Source organism: Pseudomonas bharatica CSV86 (genome assembly GCF_000319305.2).
Taxonomy (GTDB): Bacteria; Pseudomonadota; Gammaproteobacteria; order Pseudomonadales; family Pseudomonadaceae; genus Aquipseudomonas; species Aquipseudomonas bharatica.
In genome coordinates this window covers 562,768-587,815 of sequence record NZ_AMWJ02000001.1, presented here as the reverse complement: position 1 = coordinate 587,815, position 25,048 = coordinate 562,768, and the positions used below count along the sequence as shown (strand labels likewise).

The 25,048-nt window shown below is 57.8% G+C and carries 13 protein-coding genes, 2 tRNA genes, 3 rRNA genes and 4 pseudogenes; 6 read left to right on the top strand and 16 right to left on the bottom strand.

Features of this window, described 5'->3' with window-relative positions:
* Nucleotides 1–297 precede the first annotated feature (297 nt).
* The 4 genes and pseudogenes from CSV86_RS02705 (at nucleotide 298) to CSV86_RS02690 (ending at nucleotide 6,913) form a co-directional block, all read left to right on the top strand.
* Nucleotides 298–3,201: a ribonucleoside-diphosphate reductase subunit alpha gene (locus tag CSV86_RS02705; protein WP_009398008.1), complete on the top strand. Its 2,904-nt coding sequence runs from the start codon at nucleotides 298–300 to the stop codon at nucleotides 3,199–3,201.
* A gap of 173 nt (nucleotides 3,202–3,374) precedes the next feature.
* Nucleotides 3,375–4,622 carry a ribonucleotide-diphosphate reductase subunit beta gene (locus tag CSV86_RS02700; RefSeq protein ID WP_009398010.1) on the top strand — a complete coding sequence of 416 codons (1,248 nt, stop codon included), beginning with the start codon at nucleotides 3,375–3,377 and terminating at the stop codon, nucleotides 4,620–4,622.
* 86 nt (nucleotides 4,623–4,708) lie between these two features.
* Complete coding sequence (locus tag CSV86_RS02695) at nucleotides 4,709–5,494, top strand: BRO-N domain-containing protein (RefSeq protein WP_080604743.1); 786 nt, start codon at nucleotides 4,709–4,711, stop codon at nucleotides 5,492–5,494.
* Between the two features lie 906 nt (nucleotides 5,495–6,400).
* Nucleotides 6,401–6,913, top strand: a pseudogene (locus CSV86_RS02690) (BRO-N domain-containing protein).
* Between the two features lie 465 nt (nucleotides 6,914–7,378).
* Here the strand turns inward: CSV86_RS02690 and CSV86_RS02685 are convergent.
* From CSV86_RS02685 to CSV86_RS02645, 9 genes and pseudogenes are all read right to left on the bottom strand, one after another.
* The gene (locus tag CSV86_RS02685; protein ID WP_009397133.1) at nucleotides 7,379–7,561 is read right to left on the bottom strand and encodes a hypothetical protein; all 183 of its coding nucleotides are present in this window, start codon (nucleotides 7,559–7,561) and stop codon (nucleotides 7,379–7,381) included.
* A gap of 77 nt (nucleotides 7,562–7,638) precedes the next feature.
* Nucleotides 7,639–8,382: a class I SAM-dependent DNA methyltransferase gene (locus CSV86_RS02680; RefSeq protein ID WP_009397134.1), complete on the bottom strand. Its 744-nt coding sequence runs from the start codon at nucleotides 8,380–8,382 to the stop codon at nucleotides 7,639–7,641.
* Between the two features lie 117 nt (nucleotides 8,383–8,499).
* A complete protein-coding gene (gene katG, locus CSV86_RS02675) occupies nucleotides 8,500–10,638 on the bottom strand; it encodes a catalase/peroxidase HPI (protein ID WP_009397135.1) in 2,139 nt (712 codons plus the stop codon).
* Nucleotides 10,639–10,981: 343 nt separating this feature from the next.
* Nucleotides 10,982–13,437, bottom strand: a pseudogene (locus CSV86_RS02670) (TonB-dependent siderophore receptor).
* 89 nt (nucleotides 13,438–13,526) lie between these two features.
* Entirely contained in the window at nucleotides 13,527–14,480 is a 954-nt protein-coding gene (locus CSV86_RS02665) for a FecR domain-containing protein (RefSeq protein WP_009397137.1), read from the bottom strand.
* Nucleotides 14,480–14,596, bottom strand: a pseudogene (locus CSV86_RS02660) (sigma factor-like helix-turn-helix DNA-binding protein); the annotation flags it as partial. The pseudogene CSV86_RS02660 and the gene CSV86_RS02665, both read right to left, overlap by 1 nt.
* 58 nt (nucleotides 14,597–14,654) lie before the next feature.
* Nucleotides 14,655–15,943 (bottom strand): annotated as a pseudogene (locus CSV86_RS02655) (ISL3-like element ISPpu12 family transposase).
* 21 nt (nucleotides 15,944–15,964) lie between these two features.
* Nucleotides 15,965–16,477 (bottom strand): signal peptidase II, encoded by a 513-nt coding sequence (gene lspA / locus CSV86_RS02650; protein ID WP_003821921.1) that lies wholly within the window; start codon nucleotides 16,475–16,477, stop codon nucleotides 15,965–15,967.
* Between the two features lie 3 nt (nucleotides 16,478–16,480).
* Nucleotides 16,481–17,377 (bottom strand): cation efflux transmembrane domain-containing protein, encoded by an 897-nt coding sequence (locus CSV86_RS02645; RefSeq protein ID WP_004364974.1) that lies wholly within the window; start codon nucleotides 17,375–17,377, stop codon nucleotides 16,481–16,483.
* A 95-nt stretch (nucleotides 17,378–17,472) separates the two neighbouring features.
* On the opposite strand from CSV86_RS02645, the gene cadR reads away from it, so the two are divergent.
* Nucleotides 17,473–17,880, top strand: coding sequence for a Cd(II)/Pb(II)-responsive transcriptional regulator (cadR, locus tag CSV86_RS02640; RefSeq protein WP_009403731.1), 408 nt, complete (start codon nucleotides 17,473–17,475; stop codon nucleotides 17,878–17,880).
* 8 nt (nucleotides 17,881–17,888) lie between these two features.
* Here the strand turns inward: cadR and CSV86_RS02635 are convergent, their stop codons facing one another.
* The gene (locus tag CSV86_RS02635) at nucleotides 17,889–18,362 is read right to left on the bottom strand and encodes a sigma-70 family RNA polymerase sigma factor (RefSeq protein WP_170394329.1); all 474 of its coding nucleotides are present in this window, start codon (nucleotides 18,360–18,362) and stop codon (nucleotides 17,889–17,891) included.
* A gap of 193 nt (nucleotides 18,363–18,555) precedes the next feature.
* On the opposite strand from CSV86_RS02635, the gene CSV86_RS02630 reads away from it, so the two are divergent.
* Entirely contained in the window at nucleotides 18,556–18,855 is a 300-nt protein-coding gene (locus CSV86_RS02630; protein WP_009403157.1) for a hypothetical protein, read from the top strand.
* A gap of 102 nt (nucleotides 18,856–18,957) precedes the next feature.
* Here CSV86_RS02630 and rrf read toward each other — a convergent pair.
* The 6 genes from rrf to CSV86_RS02600 form a co-directional block, all read right to left on the bottom strand.
* Nucleotides 18,958–19,073, bottom strand: a 5S ribosomal RNA gene (rrf, locus tag CSV86_RS02625).
* A 136-nt stretch (nucleotides 19,074–19,209) separates the two neighbouring features.
* Nucleotides 19,210–22,100: ribosomal RNA gene (locus tag CSV86_RS02620) — 23S ribosomal RNA — on the bottom strand.
* Nucleotides 22,101–22,328: 228 nt separating this feature from the next.
* Nucleotides 22,329–22,404 (bottom strand) — tRNA-Ala (locus CSV86_RS02615).
* A gap of 35 nt (nucleotides 22,405–22,439) precedes the next feature.
* A tRNA-Ile gene (locus CSV86_RS02610) sits at nucleotides 22,440–22,516 on the bottom strand.
* 78 nt (nucleotides 22,517–22,594) lie between these two features.
* Nucleotides 22,595–24,130, bottom strand: a 16S ribosomal RNA gene (locus tag CSV86_RS02605).
* Together the 16S, 23S and 5S rRNA genes with 2 tRNA genes alongside form the textbook arrangement of a ribosomal RNA operon.
* Before the next feature lie 540 nt (nucleotides 24,131–24,670).
* Nucleotides 24,671–24,985: an ArsR/SmtB family transcription factor gene (locus tag CSV86_RS02600; RefSeq protein WP_000349485.1), complete on the bottom strand. Its 315-nt coding sequence runs from the start codon at nucleotides 24,983–24,985 to the stop codon at nucleotides 24,671–24,673.
* Nucleotides 24,986–25,048: the final 63 nt, after the last annotated feature.

Genomic DNA, 25,048 nt, shown 5'->3' with positions numbered 1-25,048 from the left:
CGGAGGCGACCGTTGCAAGCCCTGAGGGGGCCTTGTTCCGGGTATGGATGGCGCCGGCCAGTGCCGCGCATCCGCACAGCAACAGATTTTGGGTCGGCGACCCAAGACTTTTGACTTCGGCCAGGGAGCGGCATGCGAATGCCCCTTTTTCCTGATCCGTCCCGAAGTCGGGTACACGCCCTGTCGCGGCGCGAGTGCTTTCGAGCCACGCCTGCGGCAGATGCCTGTCGGACCTTTGGATGGAACGGTGGGTGCCTATCCGGCGCCTGTATAAACATAGAGAACGTGGAGACACCCATGCACACCGACACAACTCGCGAGAACCCGCAGGCCAAGGCGCCGCAGGCCGCCGATTCGACCCAGGATCTGGCAGCGACCGCCCCCGGCCAACTGCGCGTGATCAAGCGCAACGGCACTGTCGTTCCCTACACCGACGACAAGATCACCGTTGCCATCACCAAAGCGTTCCTCGCAGTTGAAGGCGGCACCGCTGCCGCCTCGTCGCGCATCCACGACACCGTCGCGCGCCTGACCGAGCAGGTCACTGCCACCTTCAAGCGCCGCATGCCGTCCGGCGGCACCATCCACATCGAAGAAATCCAGGACCAGGTCGAACTGGCCCTGATGCGTGCCGGCGAGCAGAAAGTCGCCCGCGACTACGTGATCTACCGCGAACAGCGCGCCCGCGAGCGTGCCACCCGTGGCAGCAGCGACGCCGTGGTGCAGCCGCACCCGAGCATCCGCATCACCCTGGCCGACGGCAGCCTCGCGCCACTGGACATGAACCGCCTGAACACCATCATTTCCGAAGCCTGCGAAGGCCTGGCCGAAGTCGATGGCGACCTGATCCAGCGCGAAACCCTGAAGAACCTCTACGACGGCGTGGCCATCAAGGACGTCAACACCGCCCTGGTGATGACCGCCCGTACCCTGGTCGAGCGCGAGCCGAACTACTCCTTTGTCACCGCCCGCCTGCTGATGGACACCCTGCGCGCCGAAGCGCTGGGCTTCCTCGAGGTCGCCGAGAGCGCCACCCACCACGAGATGGCCGACCTGTATGCCAAGGCACTGCCGGCCTACATCGCCAAGGGCGTGGAATACGAACTGCTCGACCCGGCCCTGGCCAGCTTCGACCTGGAGCGCATCGGCCAGGCGATCAACCACGAGCGCGACCAGCAGTTCACCTACCTCGGCCTGCAGACCCTCTACGACCGCTACTTCATCCACAAGGACGGCGTGCGCTTCGAGCTGCCGCAGGTTTTCTTCATGCGCGTCGCCATGGGCCTGGCCCTCGGCGAGAAAGACCGTGAAGCCCGTGCGATCGAGTTCTACAACCTGCTGTCGTCCTTCGACTACATGGCCTCGACCCCGACCCTGTTCAACGCCGGTACCCTGCGTCCACAGCTGTCGAGCTGCTACCTGACCACCGTTCCGGACGACCTGTCGGGCATCTACCACGCGATCCACGACAACGCCATGCTGTCGAAATTCGCCGGTGGCCTGGGCAACGACTGGACTCCGGTGCGCGCGCTGGGCTCCTACATCAAGGGCACCAACGGCAAATCGCAAGGCGTCGTGCCGTTCCTGAAAGTGGTCAACGACACCGCCGTCGCGGTCAACCAGGGCGGCAAGCGCAAGGGCGCGGTCTGCGCCTACCTGGAAACCTGGCACCTCGATATCGAAGAATTCATCGAGCTGCGCAAGAACACCGGTGACGATCGTCGTCGTACCCACGACATGAACACTGCCAACTGGATCCCTGACCTGTTCATGAAGCGCGTCTTCGAAGACGGCAAGTGGACCCTGTTCTCGCCATCGGAAGTGCCGGACCTGCACGACCTGACCGGCAAGGCCTTCGAAGAGCGCTACGAGTACTACGAAGCCCTGACCGAGTACAACAAGATCAAGGTGTTCAAGACCATCCAGGCCAAGGACCTGTGGCGCAAGATGCTCTCGATGCTGTTCGAGACCGGCCACCCATGGCTGACCTTCAAGGACCCGTGCAACCTGCGCAGCCCGCAGCAGCACGTGGGCGTGGTCCACAGCTCGAACCTGTGCACCGAGATCACCCTGAACACCAACAAGGACGAGATCGCGGTCTGCAACCTGGGCTCGATCAACCTGCCGAACCACATCGTCGACGGCAAGCTCGACCACGCCAAGCTGCAACGCACCGTGCACACCGCCGTGCGCATGCTGGATAACGTGATCGACATCAACTACTACTCCGTGCCGCAGGCTCGCAACTCGAACCTCAAGCACCGTCCGGTCGGCCTGGGCATCATGGGCTTCCAGGATGCACTGTACCTGCAGCACATCGCCTACGGTTCCGACGCGGCCGTCGAGTTCGCCGACCGTTCCATGGAAGCAGTGAGCTACTTCGCCATCCAGGCGTCCTGTGACCTGGCCGACGAGCGCGGCGCCTACGAGACCTTCCAGGGTTCGCTGTGGTCCAAGGGCATCCTGCCGCTGGATTCGCAACAGATCCTGATCGAAGCCCGTGGCGCCAAGTACATCGACGTCAACCTGGACGAGACCCTGGACTGGGCACCGGTCCGCGAGCGCGTGCAGAAAGGTATCCGCAACTCGAACATCATGGCCATCGCGCCGACCGCGACCATCGCCAACATCACCGGCGTATCGCAGTCCATCGAGCCGACCTACCAGAACCTGTACGTGAAGTCGAACCTGTCCGGCGAATTCACCGTGATCAACCCGTACCTGGTTCGCGACCTCAAGGCCCGCGGCCTGTGGGACTCGGTCATGATCAACGACCTGAAGTACTACGACGGTTCCGTGCAGCAGATCGAGCGTATCCCGCAAGAGCTGAAGGATCTGTACGCCACTGCCTTCGAAGTGGAAACCAAGTGGATCGTCGACGCCGCCAGCCGCCGCCAGAAGTGGATCGACCAGGCACAGTCGCTGAACCTGTACATCGCCGGCGCTTCGGGCAAGAAGCTCGACGTGACCTATCGCATGGCCTGGTACCGTGGCCTGAAGACCACCTACTACCTCCGTGCCCTGGCCGCGACCAGCACCGAGAAGTCGACCATCACCACCGGCAAGCTCAACGCCGTGTCCAGTGGTGGCGACAGCAGCGCACCGGTCCAGGCCAAGGCCGCACCGGCGGCAGAACCGGCTCCAGCGCCAGTGCCGAAGGCCTGCGCCATCGACGAGCCGGACTGCGAGGCCTGCCAGTAAGGTGAATCGAGGCGTCCTGCGGGGCGCCTCGTTGCCTGGGCCAGAAACAACAAAACCGAAGCCTGCGCTTCGGCACTCAGATTTTGCGTGCACTGCTGTACCCCGACGCAAGCAACGCAACCAAGATCCACCGGCCATACTTTGAACATGGCCCTCAAGCAGGAGACCCCACCATGCTGAGCTGGGACGAATTCGACAAAGAAGACGGCGAAGCCGTCGCCAAGACCGGCGCTGCCGGCCACTCCGCTGCTGCCGGCATCGACAAGCTGGACAGCGCCGGTGGCGCTGCCGCCCTCGAAGCCCGCGCCGTCACCGCCAACGACTCGGCTGCGGTGGTCCGCGCCAAGGCTGCGCTGGACGAACTGGACATCGCCGAAGGCCTGGCCGAGCTGGAAGGCTCCGCTGCCCGTGTCGCGGTCGATGAAAAGCGCATGATCAACTGCCGCGCCGACCTCAACCAACTGGTCCCGTTCAAGTACGACTGGGCCTGGCAGAAATACCTCGACGGCTGCGCCAACCACTGGATGCCGCAAGAGGTCAACATGACCGCGGACATCGCCCTGTGGAAAAGCCCGGAAGGCCTGACCGACGACGAGCGTCGCATCGTCATGCGCAACCTCGGCTTCTTCTCCACCGCCGACTCCCTGGTTGCCAACAACCTTGCGCTGGCCGTATACCGCCTGATCACCAACCCCGAATGCCGCCAGTACATCCTGCGCCAGGCCTTCGAGGAAGCGATCCACACCCACGCCTACCAGTACTGCATCGAGTCGCTGGGCATGGATGAAGGCGAGATCTTCAACATGTACCACGAGATCCCGTCGGTCGCGAAAAAGGCCGCCTGGGGCCTGCGCTACACCCGCTCGATCTCCGACCCGGAATTCAAGACCGGCACCGTCGAGACCGACAAGGAACTGCTGCGCAACCTGATCGCCTACTACTGCGTCCTGGAAGGCATCTTCTTCTACTGCGGCTTCACCCAAATCCTCTCCATGGGCCGTCGCAACAAGATGACCGGCGTTGCCGAGCAGTTCCAGTACATCCTGCGTGACGAATCCATGCACCTGAACTTCGGTATCGACGTGATCAACCAGATCAAGATCGAAAACCCGCACCTGTGGGATGCCGAAATGAAGGAAGAAGCCTCGCAGATGATCCTGCAGGGCACCCAGCTGGAAATCGAATACGCACGCGACACCATGCCACGCGGCGTGCTGGGCATGAACGCCGCGATGATGGAGGACTACCTCAAGTTCATCGCCAACCGTCGCCTGTCGCAGATTGGCCTGAAGGAAGAATATCCAGGCACTACCAACCCGTTCCCGTGGATGAGCGAGATCATGGACTTGAAGAAGGAGAAGAACTTCTTCGAGACGCGAGTGATCGAGTATCAGACGGGTGGGGCGTTGAGCTGGGATTGATAGTAGCACAGGGCCATGCTATAACCGTTTTCATCTCGAACGGATAAAAAGACCCCGCTTGCGCGGGTTTTTTATGGAATGAATCTATGCAGACACTTCTTCTCCTAGATTACGTTGCGGAACATGGAAGCTCGAAAATTCGCAGCTTTTATATTGACAAAGAGCTGTTCATCTCGTTGGAAGATGTTGTTCTAACTCTAGCCAGAGGAAACTCTTCTCTTAATGACTCGCCTAAAGCTGGGCTTGGCGCTCTTGTAAACGCGCAACAGCAACTCCTCGACAAAGATGAATGCAGGCAACTTCCGACGGGGCCAGAAAAAAATGCAAGGACAGAAACCTTCATAACAGAACCCGGCTTGTATCGAATAATCTCAAGCGATAGCACTCCAGCAAGCAAAAAATTTCAGCGCTGGATATTCCACGAAGTTCTTCCTTCAATTCGGAAGCATGGAACATACCCTCCTCCGGCACAAAGCAATTCCGAAATAATGGCCATTGCACAAGCATTAGCCCAAAACACAAATCTATTAGTCCGTGAAATTGCCGAGCGAGAGCGTTTGGAAACTGAGACCCGCTTAAGATTCGAGAGAACAGACCAACGCTTAGATAAAACAGAGCAGAAGATAAATGCTATAGACCAAAGGATCGAGTCTATATCATCTGAAAGCCAAGACATTCCAACCCTAACAGTGGACGACTATTGCAAAGAAAAAGGGTTGAATATCAACCTCGCCTACTTACGAGGAATGTGCTCGAAGCTCGCTTTAGAAAAACAGATAGCTTTTAGAAAAAACCTGAACAGCGTAGTCCCAATGGATGACTTCTATCCAAGACACCTCATAGAAGATGCAGTAAATCTTATGAGTAAATGATGCTTAAAAATTCGACCTCTAAGTATAAAATCCGTACCTAGACTATTATTTTCAGCATCCGCCGACGCCCGTCAAAAGCTCACCACCCTAGGAAATTGTATGACTCCTGAGCTATTGCGACCTATCTTGATCCCACAGCTTATGGCCCTCGAATCAGGCTCGGAATATCGTACACCTGACAATCAGCGCTCACGTCGATTCACCCTTCGCGAACGAAGTGCTGAAAGCATAACTGTCCAGACCGAAGGCGGCGCACGTATACCCTTGCCGGTTGAGGCTTTTATCCGGACAGTGATCCACCTCCATCGAAGTAACGCAACCGAAGACACACCAATCCGAATCGGCTCAAGCAATCAATTTCCCGATGGATTATGCAGGGTTGCACGAGGACAAAACGGCCGCACACGAGTGATCAACTACGTTTTGCCTATCCTTGAACGACTGAGCTGGGTACAAATTAATGGTCACGACAGACCTAATACCGCCTGGCTTCATGTGTCAATTAGCCGTTTCTCCGCTACCGCCTGAGTAACATTTCAAAATTTCAGATTTTTCCTACGCCATGTTCCATTGACTACGAAGCTGTTGCCTTCTAATTTGGCTAGCGGCGCCTAAGAAACGCTTCCACACAGCGGTCCACCCGCTCCCGACAGATGCGGCTTTTTTGTGCCTGTGGTTTACTCCTGCGCGCGAAATCACTCTGTTATGTCGGGAGTGGGCTAATACAAGACCCGTGAGGGGAATACGTCCGGCCCTCTGTGTGGGGTTTCTTAACTCCCGACACCCAGCCCTAAGAAAGCTGCTACCACACAGAGGTTTCTGAAATGCTCGTAGACGCCCGTCTGAATGGCCTTTCGCAGCCGCAGTTAGGCTCATCAATGAGATCTCCCAATTCGGAGGCCAGCCATGACTGACCTCCACGAGCCAACCCTCTTCATCCGCCACAACCGCCCTCTCCACACCCTCTGGCTCGAATCCCAGGCCTGGTTCTGCGCCCGCGAACTCGGCCGTCTGATGGGCCGCTTCGTGGATGAGCGCTGTATCGGCCGGCTCGATCCGGATCAGTGGCGCACGCTGAAGCTGCTGCGCTATGGCCGGGAAGTGGAGGCGCTGATGGTCAGTGAGTCCGGGGCCTATACGTTGCTGGCGCATCACTATGTGCCGGAAAACCGCTCGTTGCGGCACTGGCTGACCCATGAGGTGGTGGCGGTGTTGCGGGATGGGCAGGAAACGGTCGGGGATGATGGGCCGAGGTTGGGGCAGATGCGCTGAGGTGGTGAGCGAGTGGTGAGTTTGTTGTATTGGCAGAGCGAGCCTTGGGTGAGGTTGCGGGATATGCCGGTGGTGCTGGATGAGGTCGGGCCAGAGCCGCAGGAAGCTCGGCGGCGCGGGTGGGTGGGGCGGGTTTTGCGGTTTTGAGGTCAGCTATCAAGTGAAGGCATTGCGCGGCCCCTGTGGGGCTGGCTTGCCAGCGATTACGGTGCTGGGCCCACTACCGCAATCGCTGCATGGTTATCTACACAACTCGGATTGATAGCTGACGCGGTTCAGGAGCGTGGCTTGTCGGACCGCCGAACCGCCGCGAAGGGCCGCACAGCGGCCCCAAAGCCATCCAGCACGAACTGGCTGGTGAATAGTTTTCTGGATTCAGCGCCTGCTCGAATTCAGTAGCCCAGATGCTCCGCGTGGCAGGATTTGGGGCCGCTATGCGGCCCTTCGCGGGCAAGCCACGCTCCTACAGATCCTGCGTTGACCCACCATCCGAGCCTGAGCGAGAGATGTGTAGATACCCATGCTCATCGCTGGCAAGCCAGCTCCCACAGGGGCCTCGTTGTGCTGTAGAACTGCTTCTATGCAGCAGTGCAGCCTGGAAGGCTAGGTGTTTTACAGATCCTTTAGATCAACTTTGATTCGCTGTGGGGCAGCGAGTCTGTGTCGGGTCTTGGCGAGCAATTGCTTCTCTTCATCCTTGGTGAAAGGCGGTTGACCGTCCTCAGCCATTCCTTCCGGTTCGCGGCTGGCACAAGCCTTGAGGTGGTAATTGAGGTAACGAGTGATCGAGGCCATCTGGAGATCCTTGAGGAACTGACTGATATATCTACATGCCCCTTCGATAAAGCCACCGCAATGTCATAACGCAGATATCAGCGCTTTACGCAGGCGAACAACCCATTCCCGGAAAGCCCATCCCACGGCACCAGCTTTTCGTAGTCATGCTCCAGCACATGCACCTCGAAATACGGCTCCAGCAGTTCCTGCAACTCGTCGAAGCTCACCGCCACCATCGGGTGCTCGTCATGCCAGACCTGGGTCTGCCCCGCCAGCGTGCGCTCGATGCTCAGCCGCAAGGCCTGCCGCTCGCCCTCGCCCGGGTAATTCCAGGCCGAGCGGAAGGTGAAGCGGGCATCATCCAGGGTCGCGGTGTGGGAGACGAACGAGCCATTGTCGATCCGCCGCCGGTCCACGCTGTTGAAACAGAACACCCCGCCCTCCTCCAGCGCGGCGTGCACGCTGGCGATGCATGCCTTGAGCCGTTCAACAGAGCCGCTGTAATGCACCGAATACAGGAAGCAGGTGATCAGGTCCACCGGCTCGGCCACAGTGAAGCCGCACATGTCGCCCAGCGAGAAATGCGCCTCGGGGCAGCGCAACGCCGCCTTGTCGAGCATCGGCTGGTTGATATCCAGCCCGGCACTTTGATGACCTGCATCGATGAAGTGGCGGACATGCGGACCGGTGCCGCAGGCAAGGTCGAGGTGGCGCTTGCCGCCGTTGCCGAACAACTGCTGCAGGCGCTGCACGCAGTGGCTTTGCGCGCGGTAGTCGATATTCGCGCACATCAGGTCGTAGTAGCCCGACAGGTCGGTGTAGAGAGCATTGCCGGACATGGGCACCTGGGTATGCAAAGGGGATCGAGGGGGCGGCATTGTAGCCGGAAGCACGGGCGAAAAAAGGCCCGGTGAAGCAGAACTTCACCGGGCCCTCCTTTACTTCGGCAAATCACCTCAGGCGAGGTCGAAACGGTCCAGGTTCATGACCTTGGTCCAGGCCGCGACGAAGTCCCGGGCGAACTTCTCCTTGGCGTCGCTGCTGGCGTAGACCTCGGCGTAGGCCCGCAGGATCGAGTTGGAACCGAACACCAGGTCGTTGCGGGTGGCGGTGTATTTCACTTCGCCGCTCTTGCGGTCACGGCCTTCGAAGACTTCGTTGCTGTCATCCGCCGCTTTCCAGACGGTATTCATGTCCAGCAGGTTGACGAAGAAGTCGTTGCTCAACGCGCCGACACGATCGGTAAAGACACCATGCCGGCTACCATCGAAATTGGTACCCAGGACCCGCATGCCGCCTACCAGCGCGGTCAGTTCCGGCGCAGTGAGCGTCAGCAGTTGCGCGCGGTCGATCAGCAGCGATTCGGTGGTGGCCGCACTTGTGCTGCGGCGGTAGTTACGGAAGCCGTCGGCCAGCGGTTCGAGGTATTCGAACGACTCGACGTCGGTCTGGTCCTGGCGCGCATCGACGCGACCCGGTGCGAACGGCACCTGGACGTTGACGCCGGCCGCCTGCGCCGCCTGCTCGATACCGACCACACCGGCCAGCACGATGACATCGGCCAGCGATGCCTTGCCCGACGCCTGCTGCACCGCCTTGAGGCGCTCCAGGGTGCCGACGGCGATCTCGTTCACCGCCCAGTCCTTTTGCGGCGCCAGGGCCAGGCGCGCCCCGTTGGCGCCGCCACGCTTGTCGCCACCGCGGAAGGTCGAGGCCGAGGCCCAGGCCACCGAAACCAGTTCGCCCACCGACAGGCCGGCCTGGGCGATTTTCGCCTTGAGGTCGGCGATATCCGCCGCGCTCGGGTTGTGTACAGGGCGGGGCAACGGGTCCTGCCAGATCAACTCTTCACGCGGCACTTCCGGACCGAGGTAGCGCGCCACCGGCCCCATGTCACGGTGGGTCAGCTTGAACCAGGCGCGGGCGAAGGCTTCGCTGAATGCCTGCGGGTCGTTGAGGAAGCGACGGGAGATCTTCTCGAAGCCCGGATCGAAACGCAGGGTCAGGTCGGTCACCAGCATGGTCGGACGACGCTTTTTCGATGGATCGAACGGATCGGGCATGATCTCCGGTGCGTCCAGCGCTTCGAACTGGATGGCACCCGCCGGACTGCGCGTCTGGGTCCATTCGAACTTGAACAGGTTTTCGAAGAAGTTGTTGCTCCACTGGGTCGGCGTCTGCGACCAGATCACTTCCAGGCCGGAGGTGATGGCATGGGCACCGACGCCGCTTTCGTAGGCGCTGGCCCAGCCCAGGCCCTGGGATTCGATACCACCGGCTTCCGGATCGACACCCACATGGCTGGCTGCAGAGGCACCGTGGGTCTTGCCGAGGGTGTGACCGCCAGCGATCAAGGCGACGATTTCCTCGTCGTCCATGGCCATGTTGCCGAAGGTGGCGCGGATCGCCGCCGCCGCCGAAGCCGGGTCGCCACTGGCGTTCGGGCCTTCGGGGTTCACGTAGATCAGGCCCATTTCAGTGGCCGACAGCGGGTTCTTGGCCAGGGTTTCCGGATCGCGGTGGGTCAGCCAGGCTTTCTCGTCGCCCCAGTTCACGTCGTAGTCCGGCTCCCAGACGTCTTCACGACCGGCACCGAAACCGAAAGTACGGAAGCCCGAGGCTTCCAGCGCGACGTTGCCGGCGAGGATCATCAGGTCGGCCCAGGAGATCTTCTGCCCGTACTTCTGCTTGATCGGCCACAGCAGGCGGCGTGCCTTGTCCAGGCTGACGTTGTCGGGCCAGGAGTTGAGCGGAGCGAAGCGTTGCTGGCCACGACCGGCGCCACCACGGCCGTCCACGGTGCGGTAGGTGCCGGCGCTGTGCCAGGCCATGCGGATGAACAGGCCGCCGTAGCTGCCCCAGTCGGCAGGCCACCAGTCCTGGGAGTCGGTCAGGAGCTTTTTCAGATCGGCCTTGAGCGCGGAATAATCGAGCTTCTTGAATTCCTCGCGGTAGTTGAATTTCTCCCCGAGCGGGTTCGAACGATCCGAGTGCTGGTTGAGCAGGTCCACGCGCAACTGATTCGGCCACCAGTCACGATTGCTGGTACCACCGCCGGATGTGTTGTGGAACGGGCACTTACCTTGGTTCGACATTGCTGCTTTCTCCTTTTTCCTCAGCAGACCGGCCCTTGGTGACGCGGCCGACAATGGTGGAACTTTAAGACTGCACGCCGCATGGGAAAAATTTATTAATTATATGAATTCAATAGCCATTTCCTTCTTGGCAAGCGAAACCAAGGCAGGCACATGGAAAGTTCCTTCTGGTCGATCCGGAAATCGACGAACGGCGCGAGCTGCGCGGAGAAGTAAAGCAGAGGGCCGGGGACGGCGATTGGAAGATATGTAAATAAAAGCGAAGCGGCGGGCGCCGATCGCCAATCTCCACCGGTGGACGGGAGCTGGCGATCGGTGAAACAAGGCTGCGCCGAAAGGACGCTTAGAAATCCACGGTGGCGGAAAGCTTCAGGGTGCGCGGCTCCCCTTGGGTCAGGTAGTTGTTCGCCGTCGAGGCCGAGGCCCAGTACGCCTTGTTCGCCACATTCTCCACATTGGCGCGCAGGGTGATGTATTTATCGTCGGCCTTGAAGCCATACCGCGCGCCGAGGTCGATTCGCGTCCAGGCCGGAATGCTCAAGGTGTTGGCCGCGTTCAAGTATTCACCCCCGGTGCGCAGCAGGCGCCCGTTGATGGCAGCGCCCTGGATGCCCGGCACATCCCATTCGCCCCCAAGGTTGAACTGGAAGCGCGGCACACCGGCAGCGCGATTACCGTCGGTGGCGCCATTGGCCGTGTTCTTCTGCTCGGTGTCCATCCAGGTGGCACCGGCCAGCACCCGCAGGCCGTCGAGTGGCTCGCCGAAGACGTTCAGTTCGACCCCTTTGTTGATCTGCTCGCCATCGACATTGAAGGTGCCGAGGGCTACGCCGGGGGTGTAGCTGGTGGAATTGTTCGGCTGCTCGATGCGGTAAACACCCAGGGTCGCACCGAAACTGTCCCAGTCCAGCTTGACCCCGGCCTCGGTCTGCTTGCTGCGCTTGGGCGGGAAGACTTCACCAGGGTTGGTGACGTTGGTCAGCGGAGCGGTCGGCCCCTGGGCCAGGCCTTCGATTCGGTTGGCATAGAAGGACACGTGCTCCCAGGGCTTGATCACCAGGCCATAGACCGGTGTGGTGATGGACTCGTCGTAGTTGCTGGTGCGCGCACCGCTGGCAGTGTTCCAGGCGTCGACTTCAAGGGTCTGGCGACGTACGCCAAGGGTGAGCAACACACGATCGTCGATAAAACCGAAGGTATCGGACAGCGCGACACTCTTGATGCGGTTCTTGCCGACGACACGCGGGTCGTGGATATCGCTGCCGAAATAGGTGTTGGTCGGCCGCGGCACCTGGATCGGCTGGTACAGGTTGCCCACCGGTCGGTTCGCGACCAGGATCGCCTCATACGCCGAACGCTGCTCGCCCCACATGCCGGACAGGCCCAGGTTCATCCGGTGGCTGACGGGGCCGGTGTCGAACCGACCATCCAGGCCGGCGACGGCACTCTTGTTGTCCTCGTCATGGGGCGGATAGAGAAAGCCCGTGCGACCGCTACCGTCGTTGCCCACATACAACGAAGAATAAATACCGTTCTCTCGGGTGTGCTTGGCACCGATACCGGCGTAGGCGGTCCAGTTGTCGTTAAGGTCGTACTCGCCGTTGAGCATGCCGTAGGTGTCTTCCAGCTCGGACCAGCTCCAGTCCTGGGCGTAGTTGCTCTTCGCCGAGGGTGCATGGGGCACCTTGGTGCCATTGGGGTAGACCACGGCGCGACCATTGTCGATGCGCTGCTTCTGGTAACCGAAATCGGTAGAAAGCCGCAGCCGCTCGCCACGGTAGTCGAGGCCGACGGCGATCAGCGAAGTGCGCTTGCGCTCATCATCGATGGCCGTTTCTCCGCCCCGCTGGGCCAGGTTGATCCGTGCGCCGAAGCGGTTGTCTTCGCCGAAACGCTGGCCAAGATCGAGGTGGCCGCCAACCTGGGCGTCGCTGGTGTAGTCCAGGGTCACGCTACGTGTCGGAGTGTCTCCGGCGCGCTTGGGCACCAGGTTGACGCTGCCGCCGATACCGCTGCCTTGCGGGGCGACGCCGTTGATGAAGGCATTGGGCCCCTTGAACAACTCCACCCTTTCCACCGCCTCGGTGTTGATGATCTGCCGAGGCAGAACACCGTACAGGCCGTTGAAGGCGATATCGTCGCTTTGCAGCGGCAGGCCGCGGATGGTGAAAACCTGGGAAAAGTTGCCGAAACCCGCCGACTGGCGCACGGCGGCATCGTTGAGCAGGACATCGCCAACGGTACGGGCTTGCTGGTCGGCGATGGCCTTGGCGGTGTAGCTGACAACGCTGAAAGGCACGTCGGTGAGCGATCGGTTGCCCAGCACACCGAGATGGGCACTGCGTGCGACCTGGCCGCCGGCATAGGTATCGTCAGCGAAGTCACCTGTAGCATTGACATTGGTGGCGCCCAGTTGCAACACATCGCCGCTGGCGGTCGGGGCCAGGGTGTAGCCATTACTGCCCAGGCCCTGCAACACGTAGCCACTACCCTGCAGAAGTTGGGCGAAGCCGCCCTCGACGCTGTAGCTGCCTTGCAGACCAGGGCTATGCCGATCATTGAGCAGCTTCGCATCGAAGGACAGCGGCACGCCGGAAATCACGGCGAACCGGGCCAGTACATCCCCAAGGCTCCGGGCCCGATGCTATAGCTGCGGCCAACGCTGTTCGGCAGCGCTTCGGCGGCGTTGACACTGTGCGGCGGAACCAGGGCTGCGAGGGCGATAGCCAGGCTCAACGTCTTCAAGACAATACGCGGAGGACTGACTCGGGAAACGGACTGCAACAGCCTGGACGTCATGCGAAGCTCCTGTCGGCAAAGAGGAAAGTGAGGATTCACTTCCTCACCGAAGGGGCTGGAAAAAGGTATCAGGCAGCGTGTGATTTTTTTCAGCGGGGTTCGATCGCAACCCAGTAATGGGTCAGGCTGTTGATGCGGATCGGCAGGGTGTCCTGGAGCAGGCGCAGGCTGGCATCGGTATCTTTCACAGGGAAGGCGCCGGATACCGTCAGGGCGGCGACGTCGCCATGGCAACGCAGCACCCCGCGGCGATAGCGGCCAAGCTCGGCGAGCAGATCGTCGAGGCGCATAGTGCGCGCGAGCAGCATGCCGTGCTCCCAGCTCAGCGCTGCCGTGTCCAGGGGCTGGGCCGGGCTGAGGGTTTCGCGGCCGAAACTGCCTTGTTCACCCGCGTTCAGGATCAGTGCCCCACTTGCCTGGGCCGGGCGCATTTCCACGGCGCCTTCGGTGACGAACACATGACTCTGCTGCCCTTCGATCCGAACGCTGAACCGTGTGCCGAGGGCCCGGGCGGTGCCGTGACGGGTTTCGAGAACAAGGGAACGGGTCGGGTCCTTGGCGGTGCTGATCAGAAGTTCACCTTCCAGCAGCTTGATCCGTCGCTCACGGGCGTTGAAGGCGATGTTCACGGCGCTGCCGGTATTGATCAGCAGTTGCGTGCCGTCCGGGAGGACGAGGGACTTCTGCTCACCAATGGCGGTGCGCTGATCAGCGCTCCACTGCTGCCAGGGAAGCTCGCGATACGCCATCCACAATGCGGGACCAGCCAGCAGGAACAGACCAAGACGGTGCAGGGCCTGGCGGCGGCCGACGCGCTTGCTGTGGTGCAGGCGCCGAAAGGTGTCACTGGCAAGACTGCCGGGTAACGCATGCAAGTCACCGAGCAGGGCTTCGGCACGTTGCCAGGCCAATGCATGCTGCGGGCTGCGCTTGCACCACAGCTGGATCGCGCGGCGATCGGCTTCCGTCGCAGCACCGGACTGCAGTTGCACCAGCCAGTCAGCGGCTTCACCTAGGATCAGCGGGTCGATATCGGGATTCATCAGCCGACGCTTAGGCAGGCGATAAACGCCTCGCGCATATGGCGTTTGACGGTGATCAACGATACGCCGAGCTGGTTGGCGATCTGCGGGTAGGTCAAGCCGTCGATCTGCGAAAGGGGTATACGGATTTAATGGTTGATGGGGCACCTTCACCCCATCAATCTGATACCACCCTCAGATGGTTGATAGATCGACTCCGTAGTTGAGTTCCTCTGCGAAGTCCGGCAGTCCGTAACCGATGGTTTTCTTGTAGAAAGGAGAGACCTTCGCAGTCGGTGCCTTCTTCTTGTGCTTCGTGGTGTAGAGCATTCGTGCCCGCATCACCTCGAAGGAGTAACCGCGCCCTTCACGGTTCTTGTCCTTGGCCAGTCGGTTGATGGACTCCGTGTAAGCGTTGGTGACGGGCATGTCCGTCTCGAAGTAGGTCATGGTCTCTTCGCGCCAGTTTCCCACTGCCCTGACCAGATCGCTCCAGACTTCCTTTTGGCCCTTCGGGATGGTGGCTATCCACTCGTCCAGGGCGGCTTCTGCCTGGAGCCGTGTGGTGGCGTCCCAGATGCCGTAGAAGCGCTCCTTGTGCTCGTAGGCGGCCAGCAGTTGCGGGAACGCGCCTGTCCAGGTCTCCATGATGAGGCGCTCCCGGTCTGAGACTTCGTGAGCGCGTTTCAGCAGGATTTTCCGGTCTCCCTTGAGAGTCCGGCTCTGGACGGTTTCAGCTCCTTTCTGAGGCCCTTGCGCACTCTCTCTAGGGCATCGTTGGCCATGCGCACCACATGGAACTTATCGACCACGATACGGGCCTGGGGCAGCACAGCCTTGACCGCTGCCCGGTAGGGGTTCCACATGTCCATGCTGACGATCTCGACCTTCTGCCGGTCTTTCAGCTTCATCAGGTAGTTGGTCACCACGTCCTGGCGGCGGGTGGCCAGCAGGTCGAGCAGGGTTCGCTCCTCAATGTTGGTCAGAATGCAGCGGTAGCGCTTGTTCAGGTATAGCTCGTCAATGCCCAGGATGCGGGGCGTCTCGAAGCGGTGCCAGCGCCCCAGGAACTCGGCGCGGGCGTTGAAGATGTCGCGCACCGTCTTCTCGTCCAGGCCGGTCTGTGCCGCCACAAAGGTGTAGGGGTGGTTGAAGGATTCCTTCTCCACGTACTCATGCAGCCGCAGTGTCATACGGAATCCGTCCACCATCTCCGGTAGCTGGGGCCTGAATGTTGTCTTGCAGGCCCGGCAGGTGTATCGGCGGCGGACCACCCAGAGAGTGACCCGCTTGCCGTGGATGGGCAGATCACGATAGGGAACGTCACGCTTGCCGAACCGTACGAACTCACCCTGCACGCCGCATTCCTCGCAGGCGATGGGATCGGGCACGTCCACCTGGAAGTGCATTTCGTCGTCGGTTGATTTGCAGCCCAGTACTTGGTATTGCGGCAGGTGAAGGATGTTGTCGGGAAGTTCGGTCATGGTGTTGTATAGGCGTAGGTGTCAGTCAGATCCATCCGACTCGGCATTGGTGTTTGCTTTTTTACCCAACAAGCTGCTGGAAACGAAAAGTAAGGCACCGAGGACAATTGCAATATCAGCCAGGTTGAAGGCCGGCCAATGCCAGTCTCGCCAATAGAAATCAAAGGAATCCACAACATAGCCGCGAAAGACCCGGTCAATCAGGTTGCCCATGGCGCCACCGAGGATAAGACTGTAAGCGATGGCTTCTCCTTTATGACGATTTTCAAGGATCAGCTTGATCAGAAAAATCGAGACCACTACCGCGATTCCGATAAAAAAGTAGCGCTGCCAGCCTCCACCATTCGCAAAAAGACTGAATGCGGCACCGGTGTTCCATAGGTGCACCCAGTTAAAGAACGGGGTCACCGAAACATACTCGCCATAGGCCATTGATTGCTGCACCAGCCACTTTACAGCCTGATCAGACGCTGCCAGCAGGCCCGATATGGACAATAGGGCATACGGCGAGAGCTTTTTGCCAATAATGAGCATTATTTAACCCTTCAACGCCAAAATGCGTCTGGCACCGTTAAGTACAATGCCCCCCGCGATGGTGCCGATAATCAGATCCGGATAATTGGAACCGGTCCACGCGACCAGGGCGCCGGCGGTGATGACCCCCAGGTTGATCACCACGTCGTTGGCCGAGAATATCCAGCTTGCCTTCATGTGCGCCCCGCCTTCCCGATGTTTGGATATGAGCAGCAGACAACTGGTATTGGCAATCAATGCGACGAATGCGATAGCCATCATCACCAGCGATTCAGGCTCACTACCGAATACAAAGCGTCTCACCACCTCTACGAGCACGCCCACAGCCAAGATCAGTTGCAGTACACCAGCAAGATGCGCGGCACGTACCTGCATTTTCACGCTATGTCCAACCGCATAAAGGGCAAGCCCGTACACCGCCGCATCGGCAAAATTGTCCAGGGATTCTCCAATCAGGCCGGTGGACCGGGCGATCAGACCGGCAGTCATTTCCACCACGAACAGAAGTGCATTGATGCCGAGCAACCAGCGCAGGGTCCCGGATTCTTGCTTAGCAGAAGCTGCCGAAAACTCGGCGGCCTTGATGGTCTCCGGATTTGCAGCGACGGTTTCCTGAAGCGAGGCGCCTAGCCCCAAGGTCTTCAGTTTCGAGGTGACGGGCTCGACCTCGCCGTCATGCACGACCTTCAGCCGGCGGTTCGACAAGTCGAAGGACAGCGCCCGAATCTCCTCAAAGCCGTTCAGGGCTAGGCGAATCATTCGTTCTTCTGATGGACAGTCCATCTTCGGCACGGCATAAACACTGACCCATCTCCCTGGCGCCTCGGAGGAGGCCTGTATATCGGTATCCGCTGCGGACGTTGCATCACCGCCACAGGCGCCACCACAGGATTTGCTCATGATACGACTCCACTTGAACAATGTTGTGGTACCATTTAAAACTATAAAGCTACTATAAGGTCAATAGAGTAAAGAATCCGTTGGGGAGGAGGCTGATGCGCATTGGTCAGTTGGCGCAGTTGGTAGGGGTCGAAACACAGACGATCCGCTTCTATGAACAGCAGGGCTTGTTGCCGCCGCCTGATCGGCAGGACAACGGTTACCGTGTCTATACCGAGAAGCATGGTGAGGGGCTGGCCTTCATCCGTCGCTGCAGAATCCTGGGCCTGTCACTGGCTGAGATTCACGAACTACAGAGCTATGAGGACGACCCTCATCAGCCTTGTACCGCCGTCAACGCCTTGCTCGATGATCACATCTCTCATGTGCGGTCGCAGATAACCGCTCTGCAAGCGCTTGAGAAACAACTCGTTTCACTGAGAGCGAGTTGCAACGATGACCGGGAAGTTGAGGCGTGTGGGGTTCTTGCTGGAATTAGCGAAGGAAACATGCACCAGCAGTAGGTGAAGCATCAACCAGATAATCCGATGAGATGCCGGTCTGTCTCACTCTCATGCAAAGGTAAGATCAACCATTTAATCCGCTTACCCTGCGAAAGAAGGAAGGCTTCGCGTGTGCGCTCGGGCAGTTCGCGGAGCATGGCGTCAATACGCTGCAGCGTCTCGAGGATCAGCCAGCGGGTTTCTGGCGAGGGAACTTCGGCTTCGGGCAAATGGGCGATGCTTTGCAGATACGCCCGTTCGACATCCTGACGTCGCCAGCGGTCGATGACCAGGCCCTTGGCGATGTGAGTCAACAGGGCCCGAGGTTCACTGCCGAAGCTGCGGGACGGTCGGGTCAACAAGCGTACGAAGGTATCGTGGGCCAGGTCGGCAGCATCGCTGGTGTTACCCAGCTTGCGTTGGAGCCAGCCGTGCAGCCAGCCATGATGCTCGCAATAGAGGGCCTGGATATGCGGGTAGGAGGCGCGATCAGGCAACGACATAGAGACCACTGGGCGCCGACGGCAGACGGCATTAATGTAAGTAAGAATTGCTATCAATTCTATCTGTGCGGAGTCCGCTCTGGCAATTGCAACAAGATGAGTACAGGCCGACCGGACGCGGCATCTCTTTGCCCAGCTGTGAGAAAATGCGCGGCTTTTTTGTTCCGAAGAATGGAGATGTACTGTTTTGGTAATGCATTACTCAACGAACGGCGACAGCGTCGCCTGTGGTCGCGTCGGTAACAACCTGAGCATCAGCGCGGTCGAGGCCGAAGTGGATTGCAAATCGTGCCAGCGCTCGCTGGCCAAGGTGGAAGCCGCGCCGGTGAAGAAAGCACCGTCCCTGGCTGAACTGCGCAAGCAGCGCCAGGTGAGTCAGGCACGAGCGAAAGCCGCCACCTTCTGCTTCAAGGCCAACTGGCGCGCGCGCTTGAGCGCTCTTCCCGATCGTTGCCGTCTGCCACGAGGCGTTGCACCCCAGGCATTCGTCTAAATCTTTTCACGGGGCCACATGGCCCCGTGTTTTCAGGTGTTTTTCCTGGCCGGAAAGACAAAACCCCTACCTGCATAAGCAGATAGGGGTTTCGGAATTGAATCTTGACGATGACCTACTCTCACATGGAGAAGCTCCACACTACCATCGGCGATGCATCGTTTCACTGCTGAGTTCGGGATGGGATCAGGTGGTTCCAATGCTCTATGGTCGTCAAGAAATTCTGTGTGCCAACTCGTCTTTCGACGCCTCGGCAAATCGGGTATGTGACAGTTGTGGTTTGCACGAACTTTCGGTTCATTGCGTCTTCACCACCACAATCCGGCTTCTCAGCGCAGATTGCTTGGGTGTTATATGGTCAAGCCTCACGGGCAATTAGTATTGGTTAGCTCAACGCCTCACAGCGCTTACACACCCAACCTATCAACGTCGTAGTCTTCGACGGCCCTTCAGGGAGCTCAAGGCTCCAGTGAGATCTCATCTTGAGGCAAGTTTCCCGCTTAGATGCTTTCAGCGGTTATCTCTTCCGAACATAGCTACCCGGCAATGCCACTGGCGTGACAACCGGAACACCAGAGGTTCGTCCACTCCGGTCCTCTCGTACTAGGAGCAGCCCCTCTCAAATCTCAAACGTCCACGGCAGATAGGGACCGAACTGTCTCACGACGTTCTAAACCCAGCTCGCGTACCACTTTAAATGGCGAACAGCCATACCCTTGGGACCGGCTTCAGCCCCAGGATGTGATGAGCCGACATCGAGGTGCCAAACACCGCCGTCGATATGAACTCTTGGGCGGTATCAGCCTGTTATCCCCGGAGTACCTTTTATCCGTTGAGCGATGGCCCTTCCATACAGAACCACCGGATCACTAAGACCTACTTTCGTACCTGCTCGACGTGTCTGTCTCGCAGTCAAGCGCGCTTTTGCCTTTATACTCTGCGACCGATTTCCGACCGGTCTGAGCGCACCTTCGTACTCCTCCGTTACTCTTTAGGAGGAGACCGCCCCAGTCAAACTACCCACCATACACTGTCCTCGATCCGGATGACGGACCTGAGTTAGAACCTCAAAGTTGCCAGGGTGGTATTTCAAGGATGGCTCCACGCGAACTGGCGTCCACGCTTCAAAGCCTCCCACCTATCCTACACAAGCAAATTCAAAGTCCAGTGCAAAGCTATAGTAAAGGTTCACGGGGTCTTTCCGTCTAGCCGCGGATACACTGCATCTTCACAGCGATTTCAATTTCACTGAGTCTCGGGTGGAGACAGCGCCGCCATCGTTACGCCATTCGTGCAGGTCGGAACTTACCCGACAAGGAATTTCGCTACCTTAGGACCGTTATAGTTACGGCCGCCGTTTACCGGGGCTTCGATCAAGAGCTTCGCGTTAGCTAACCCCATCAATTAACCTTCCGGCACCGGGCAGGCGTCACACCCTATACGTCCACTTTCGTGTTTGCAGAGTGCTGTGTTTTTAATAAACAGTCGCAGCGGCCTGGTATCTTCGACCGACATGGGCTTACGGAGCAAGTCCTTCACCCTCGCCGGCGCACCTTCTCCCGAAGTTACGGTGCCATTTTGCCTAGTTCCTTCACCCGAGTTCTCTCAAGCGCCTTGGTATTCTCTACCCAACCACCTGTGTCGGTTTGGGGTACGGTTCCCGGTTATCTGAAGCTTAGAAGCTTTTCTTGGAAGCATGGCATCAACCACTTCGTCGCCTGAAGGCAACTCGTCATCAGCTCTCGGCCTTGAAATCCCGGATTTACCTAAGATTCCAGCCTACCACCTTAAACTTGGACAACCAACGCCAAGCTGGCCTAGCCTTCTCCGTCCCTCCATCGCAATAACCGGAAGTACAGGAATATTAACCTGTTTTCCATCGACTACGCTTTTCAGCCTCGCCTTAGGGACCGACTAACCCTGCGTCGATTAACGTTGCGCAGGAAACCTTGGTCTTTCGGCGTGGGAGTTTTTCACTCCCATTGTCGTTACTCATGTCAGCATTCGCACTTCTGATACCTCCAGCAAGCTTCTCAACTCACCTTCACAGGCTTACAGAACGCTCCTCTACCGCATCACCTGAGTGATACCCGTAGCTTCGGTGCATGGTTTGAGCCCCGTTACATCTTCCGCGCAGGCCGACTCGACTAGTGAGCTATTACGCTTTCTTTAAAGGGTGGCTGCTTCTAAGCCAACCTCCTAGCTGTCTAAGCCTTCCCACATCGTTTCCCACTTAACCATGACTTTGGGACCTTAGCTGACGGTCTGGGTTGTTTCCCTTTTCACGACGGACGTTAGCACCCGCCGTGTGTCTCCCATGCTCGGCACTTCCAGGTATTCGGAGTTTGCATCGGTTTGGTAAGTCGGGATGACCCCCTAGCCGAAACAGTGCTCTACCCCCTGGAGTGATACATGAGGCGCTACCTAAATAGCTTTCGAGGAGAACCAGCTATCTCCGAGCTTGATTAGCCTTTCACTCCGATCCACAGGTCATCCGCTAACTTTTCAACGGTAGTCGGTTCGGTCCTCCAGTCAGTGTTACCTAACCTTCAACCTGCCCATGGATAGATCGCCCGGTTTCGGGTCTATACCCAGCGACTAAACGCCCTATTAAGACTCGCTTTCGCTACGCCTCCCCTATTCGGTTAAGCTCGCCACTGAATATAAGTCGCTGACCCATTATACAAAAGGTACGCAGTCACCTAACAAAGTAGGCTCCCACTGCTTGTACGCATACGGTTTCAGGTTCTATTTCACTCCCCTCTCCGGGGTTCTTTTCGCCTTTCCCTCACGGTACTGGTTCACTATCGGTCAGTCAGTAGTATTTAGCCTTGGAGGATGGTCCCCCCATATTCAGACAAAGTTTCTCGTGCTCCGTCCTACTCGATTTCATTGACAAGAGATTTTCGTGTACGGGGCTATCACCCACTATGGCGGCACTTTCCAGAGCCTTCCACTAATCTCAAGTCAACTTAAGGGCTAGTCCCCGTTCGCTCGCCACTACTAAGGGAATCTCGGTTGATTTCTTTTCCTCAGGGTACTTAGATGTTTCAGTTCCCCTGGTTCGCCTCATGTACCTATGTATTCAGTACAAGATACTCAGCTTGTGCTGAGTGGGTTCCCCCATTCAGAGATCTCTGGATCACAGTCTGTTTGCCGACTCCCCAAAGCTTATCGCAGGCTACCACGTCTTTCATCGCCTCTGACTGCCAAGGCATCCACCGTATGCGCTTCTTCACTTGACCATATAACCCCAAGCAATCTGGTTATACTGTGAAGACGACATTCGCCGAAAATTCATGACAAAAACTCACAAATTTTACCTTAGCCTGAATCAACACCAGTGAAAGTGTCGTTCAGTCTATTTCTATCACATACCCAAATTTTTAAAGAACGGACCAGTCAACAAAGACTAGAAATCAACATTCGAACCGAATGCTCATTTCTAAGCTTTAGCTACAGGAAGCAGATTATGGTGGAGCCAAGCGGGATCGAACCGCTGACCTCCTGCGTGCAAGGCAGGCGCTCTCCCAGCTGAGCTATGGCCCCAGACTGAGGCATGACACTGAATGGTGTAACTTAATTGGTGGGTCTGGGCAGATTCGAACTGCCGACCTCACCCTTATCAGGGGTGCGCTCTAACCAACTGAGCTACAGACCCAATAAGCTGCTTCTTCCGTCTTCTTCAATGAATCAAGCAATTCGTGTGGGAGCTCATGGTACGGCTGATGTCGTCGATTAAGGAGGTGATCCAGCCGCAGGTTCCCCTACGGCTACCTTGTTACGACTTCACCCCAGTCATGAATCACACCGTGGTAACCGTCCCCCGAAGGTTAGACTAGCTACTTCTGGTGCAACCCACTCCCATGGTGTGACGGGCGGTGTGTACAAGGCCCGGGAACGTATTCACCGCGACATTCTGATTCGCGATTACTAGCGATTCCGACTTCACGCAGTCGAGTTGCAGACTGCGATCCGGACTACGATCGGTTTTGTGAGATTAGCTCCACCTCGCGGCTTGGCAACCCTCTGTACCGACCATTGTAGCACGTGTGTAGCCCAGGCCGTAAGGGCCATGATGACTTGACGTCATCCCCACCTTCCTCCGGTTTGTCACCGGCAGTCTCCTTAGAGTGCCCACCATGACGTGCTGGTAACTAAGGACAAGGGTTGCGCTCGTTACGGGACTTAACCCAACATCTCACGACACGAGCTGACGACAGCCATGCAGCACCTGTGTCAGAGTTCCCGAAGGCACCAATCCATCTCTGGAAAGTTCTCTGCATGTCAAGGCCTGGTAAGGTTCTTCGCGTTGCTTCGAATTAAACCACATGCTCCACCGCTTGTGCGGGCCCCCGTCAATTCATTTGAGTTTTAACCTTGCGGCCGTACTCCCCAGGCGGTCAACTTAATGCGTTAGCTGCGCCACTAAAATCTCAAGGATTCCAACGGCTAGTTGACATCGTTTACGGCGTGGACTACCAGGGTATCTAATCCTGTTTGCTCCCCACGCTTTCGCACCTCAGTGTCAGTATGAGCCCAGGTGGTCGCCTTCGCCACTGGTGTTCCTTCCTATATCTACGCATTTCACCGCTACACAGGAAATTCCACCACCCTCTGCCCTACTCTAGCTCGCCAGTTTTGGATGCAGTTCCCAGGTTGAGCCCGGGGCTTTCACATCCAACTTAACGAACCACCTACGCGCGCTTTACGCCCAGTAATTCCGATTAACGCTCGCACCCTCTGTATTACCGCGGCTGCTGGCACAGAGTTAGCCGGTGCTTATTCTGTTGGTAACGTCAAAACAGCAAGGTATTCGCTTACTGCCCTTCCTCCCAACTTAAAGTGCTTTACAATCCGAAGACCTTCTTCACACACGCGGCATGGCTGGATCAGGCTTTCGCCCATTGTCCAATATTCCCCACTGCTGCCTCCCGTAGGAGTCTGGACCGTGTCTCAGTTCCAGTGTGACTGATCATCCTCTCAGACCAGTTACGGATCGTCGCCTTGGTGAGCTATTACCTCACCAACTAGCTAATCCGACCTAGGCTCATCTGATAGCGCAAGGCCCGAAGGTCCCCTGCTTTCTCCCGTAGGACGTATGCGGTATTAGCGTTCCTTTCGAAACGTTGTCCCCCACTACCAGGCAGATTCCTAGGCATTACTCACCCGTCCGCCGCTAACTCGAAGAGCAAGCTCTTCTCATCCGCTCGACTTGCATGTGTTAGGCCTGCCGCCAGCGTTCAATCTGAGCCATGATCAAACTCTTCAGTTCAATACTGCTTGGGTTTTGAGAAAACCCTAAACTTGGCTCAGCAATCTCAAAATGAACTATTCGATTGCTCGTATAGTCACTTGTGATGCTGATAATCTTTCTGACTATCAGTCCATTACCACAAGCACCCACACGAATTGCTTGATTCGATTGTTAAAGAGCGTTTGGCGAAGCGTTTCGCTTCAACCGAGGCGCGCATTCTACGCTTTCCTCTCAGCCTGTCAAGCGTTTATTTTGAAGTCTTTCGGAATTTCTCGTTCAACTTCAAACACTTGCTTCAGCCACATCAGCGTTTGCTCGCTGTGTGGGGGCGCATTCTACAGAACGAAAACGCCCCGTCAAGGGAATATTTCCAAAATTTTCAGGGTATCCGGAATTTCTGGTTGATAAAATGCCAAAGATGTAAAGAAGAAAATCTTTCTCAGCGGATTATCTGATTGATCCTCTTCAGCCTACTCTACTGCCAATTTTCTGTTTCCACCTTCGCCTGAGTCTTCATAGCGATGCTGACTAGGGAGGACAGCGAGAGCTGGGCAAGCGTCAAAGCGGTTCTGGTTCATGCGCAATCCGGACACCTGCACAACATTCCTCTTGTAAGAAACCGATCAAATTCTCTAGGTGCCCATACTCGGGTATACAGACAATCGTGCGGCTATGTTTCTCCTGCCGGATCAGCCCTACCTTGGCCATGCGCGCAAGGTGATGTGATAGCGTCGAAGCAGGAATACCCAGCCCCTTCTGGATATCTCCGACCGAAGCCCCATCATGGCCAGCTTTGACCAGAAAGCGGAACACGGACAGTCGGTGACTATTCCCTAGCTCAGCTAAGCTGGCTGCAACCTTTTCGTGATCCATAGCACGCCCCAATAATTCGATGTTTCTAGAATTATAGTTGACAGGTCGGATAAACGCAAGTAG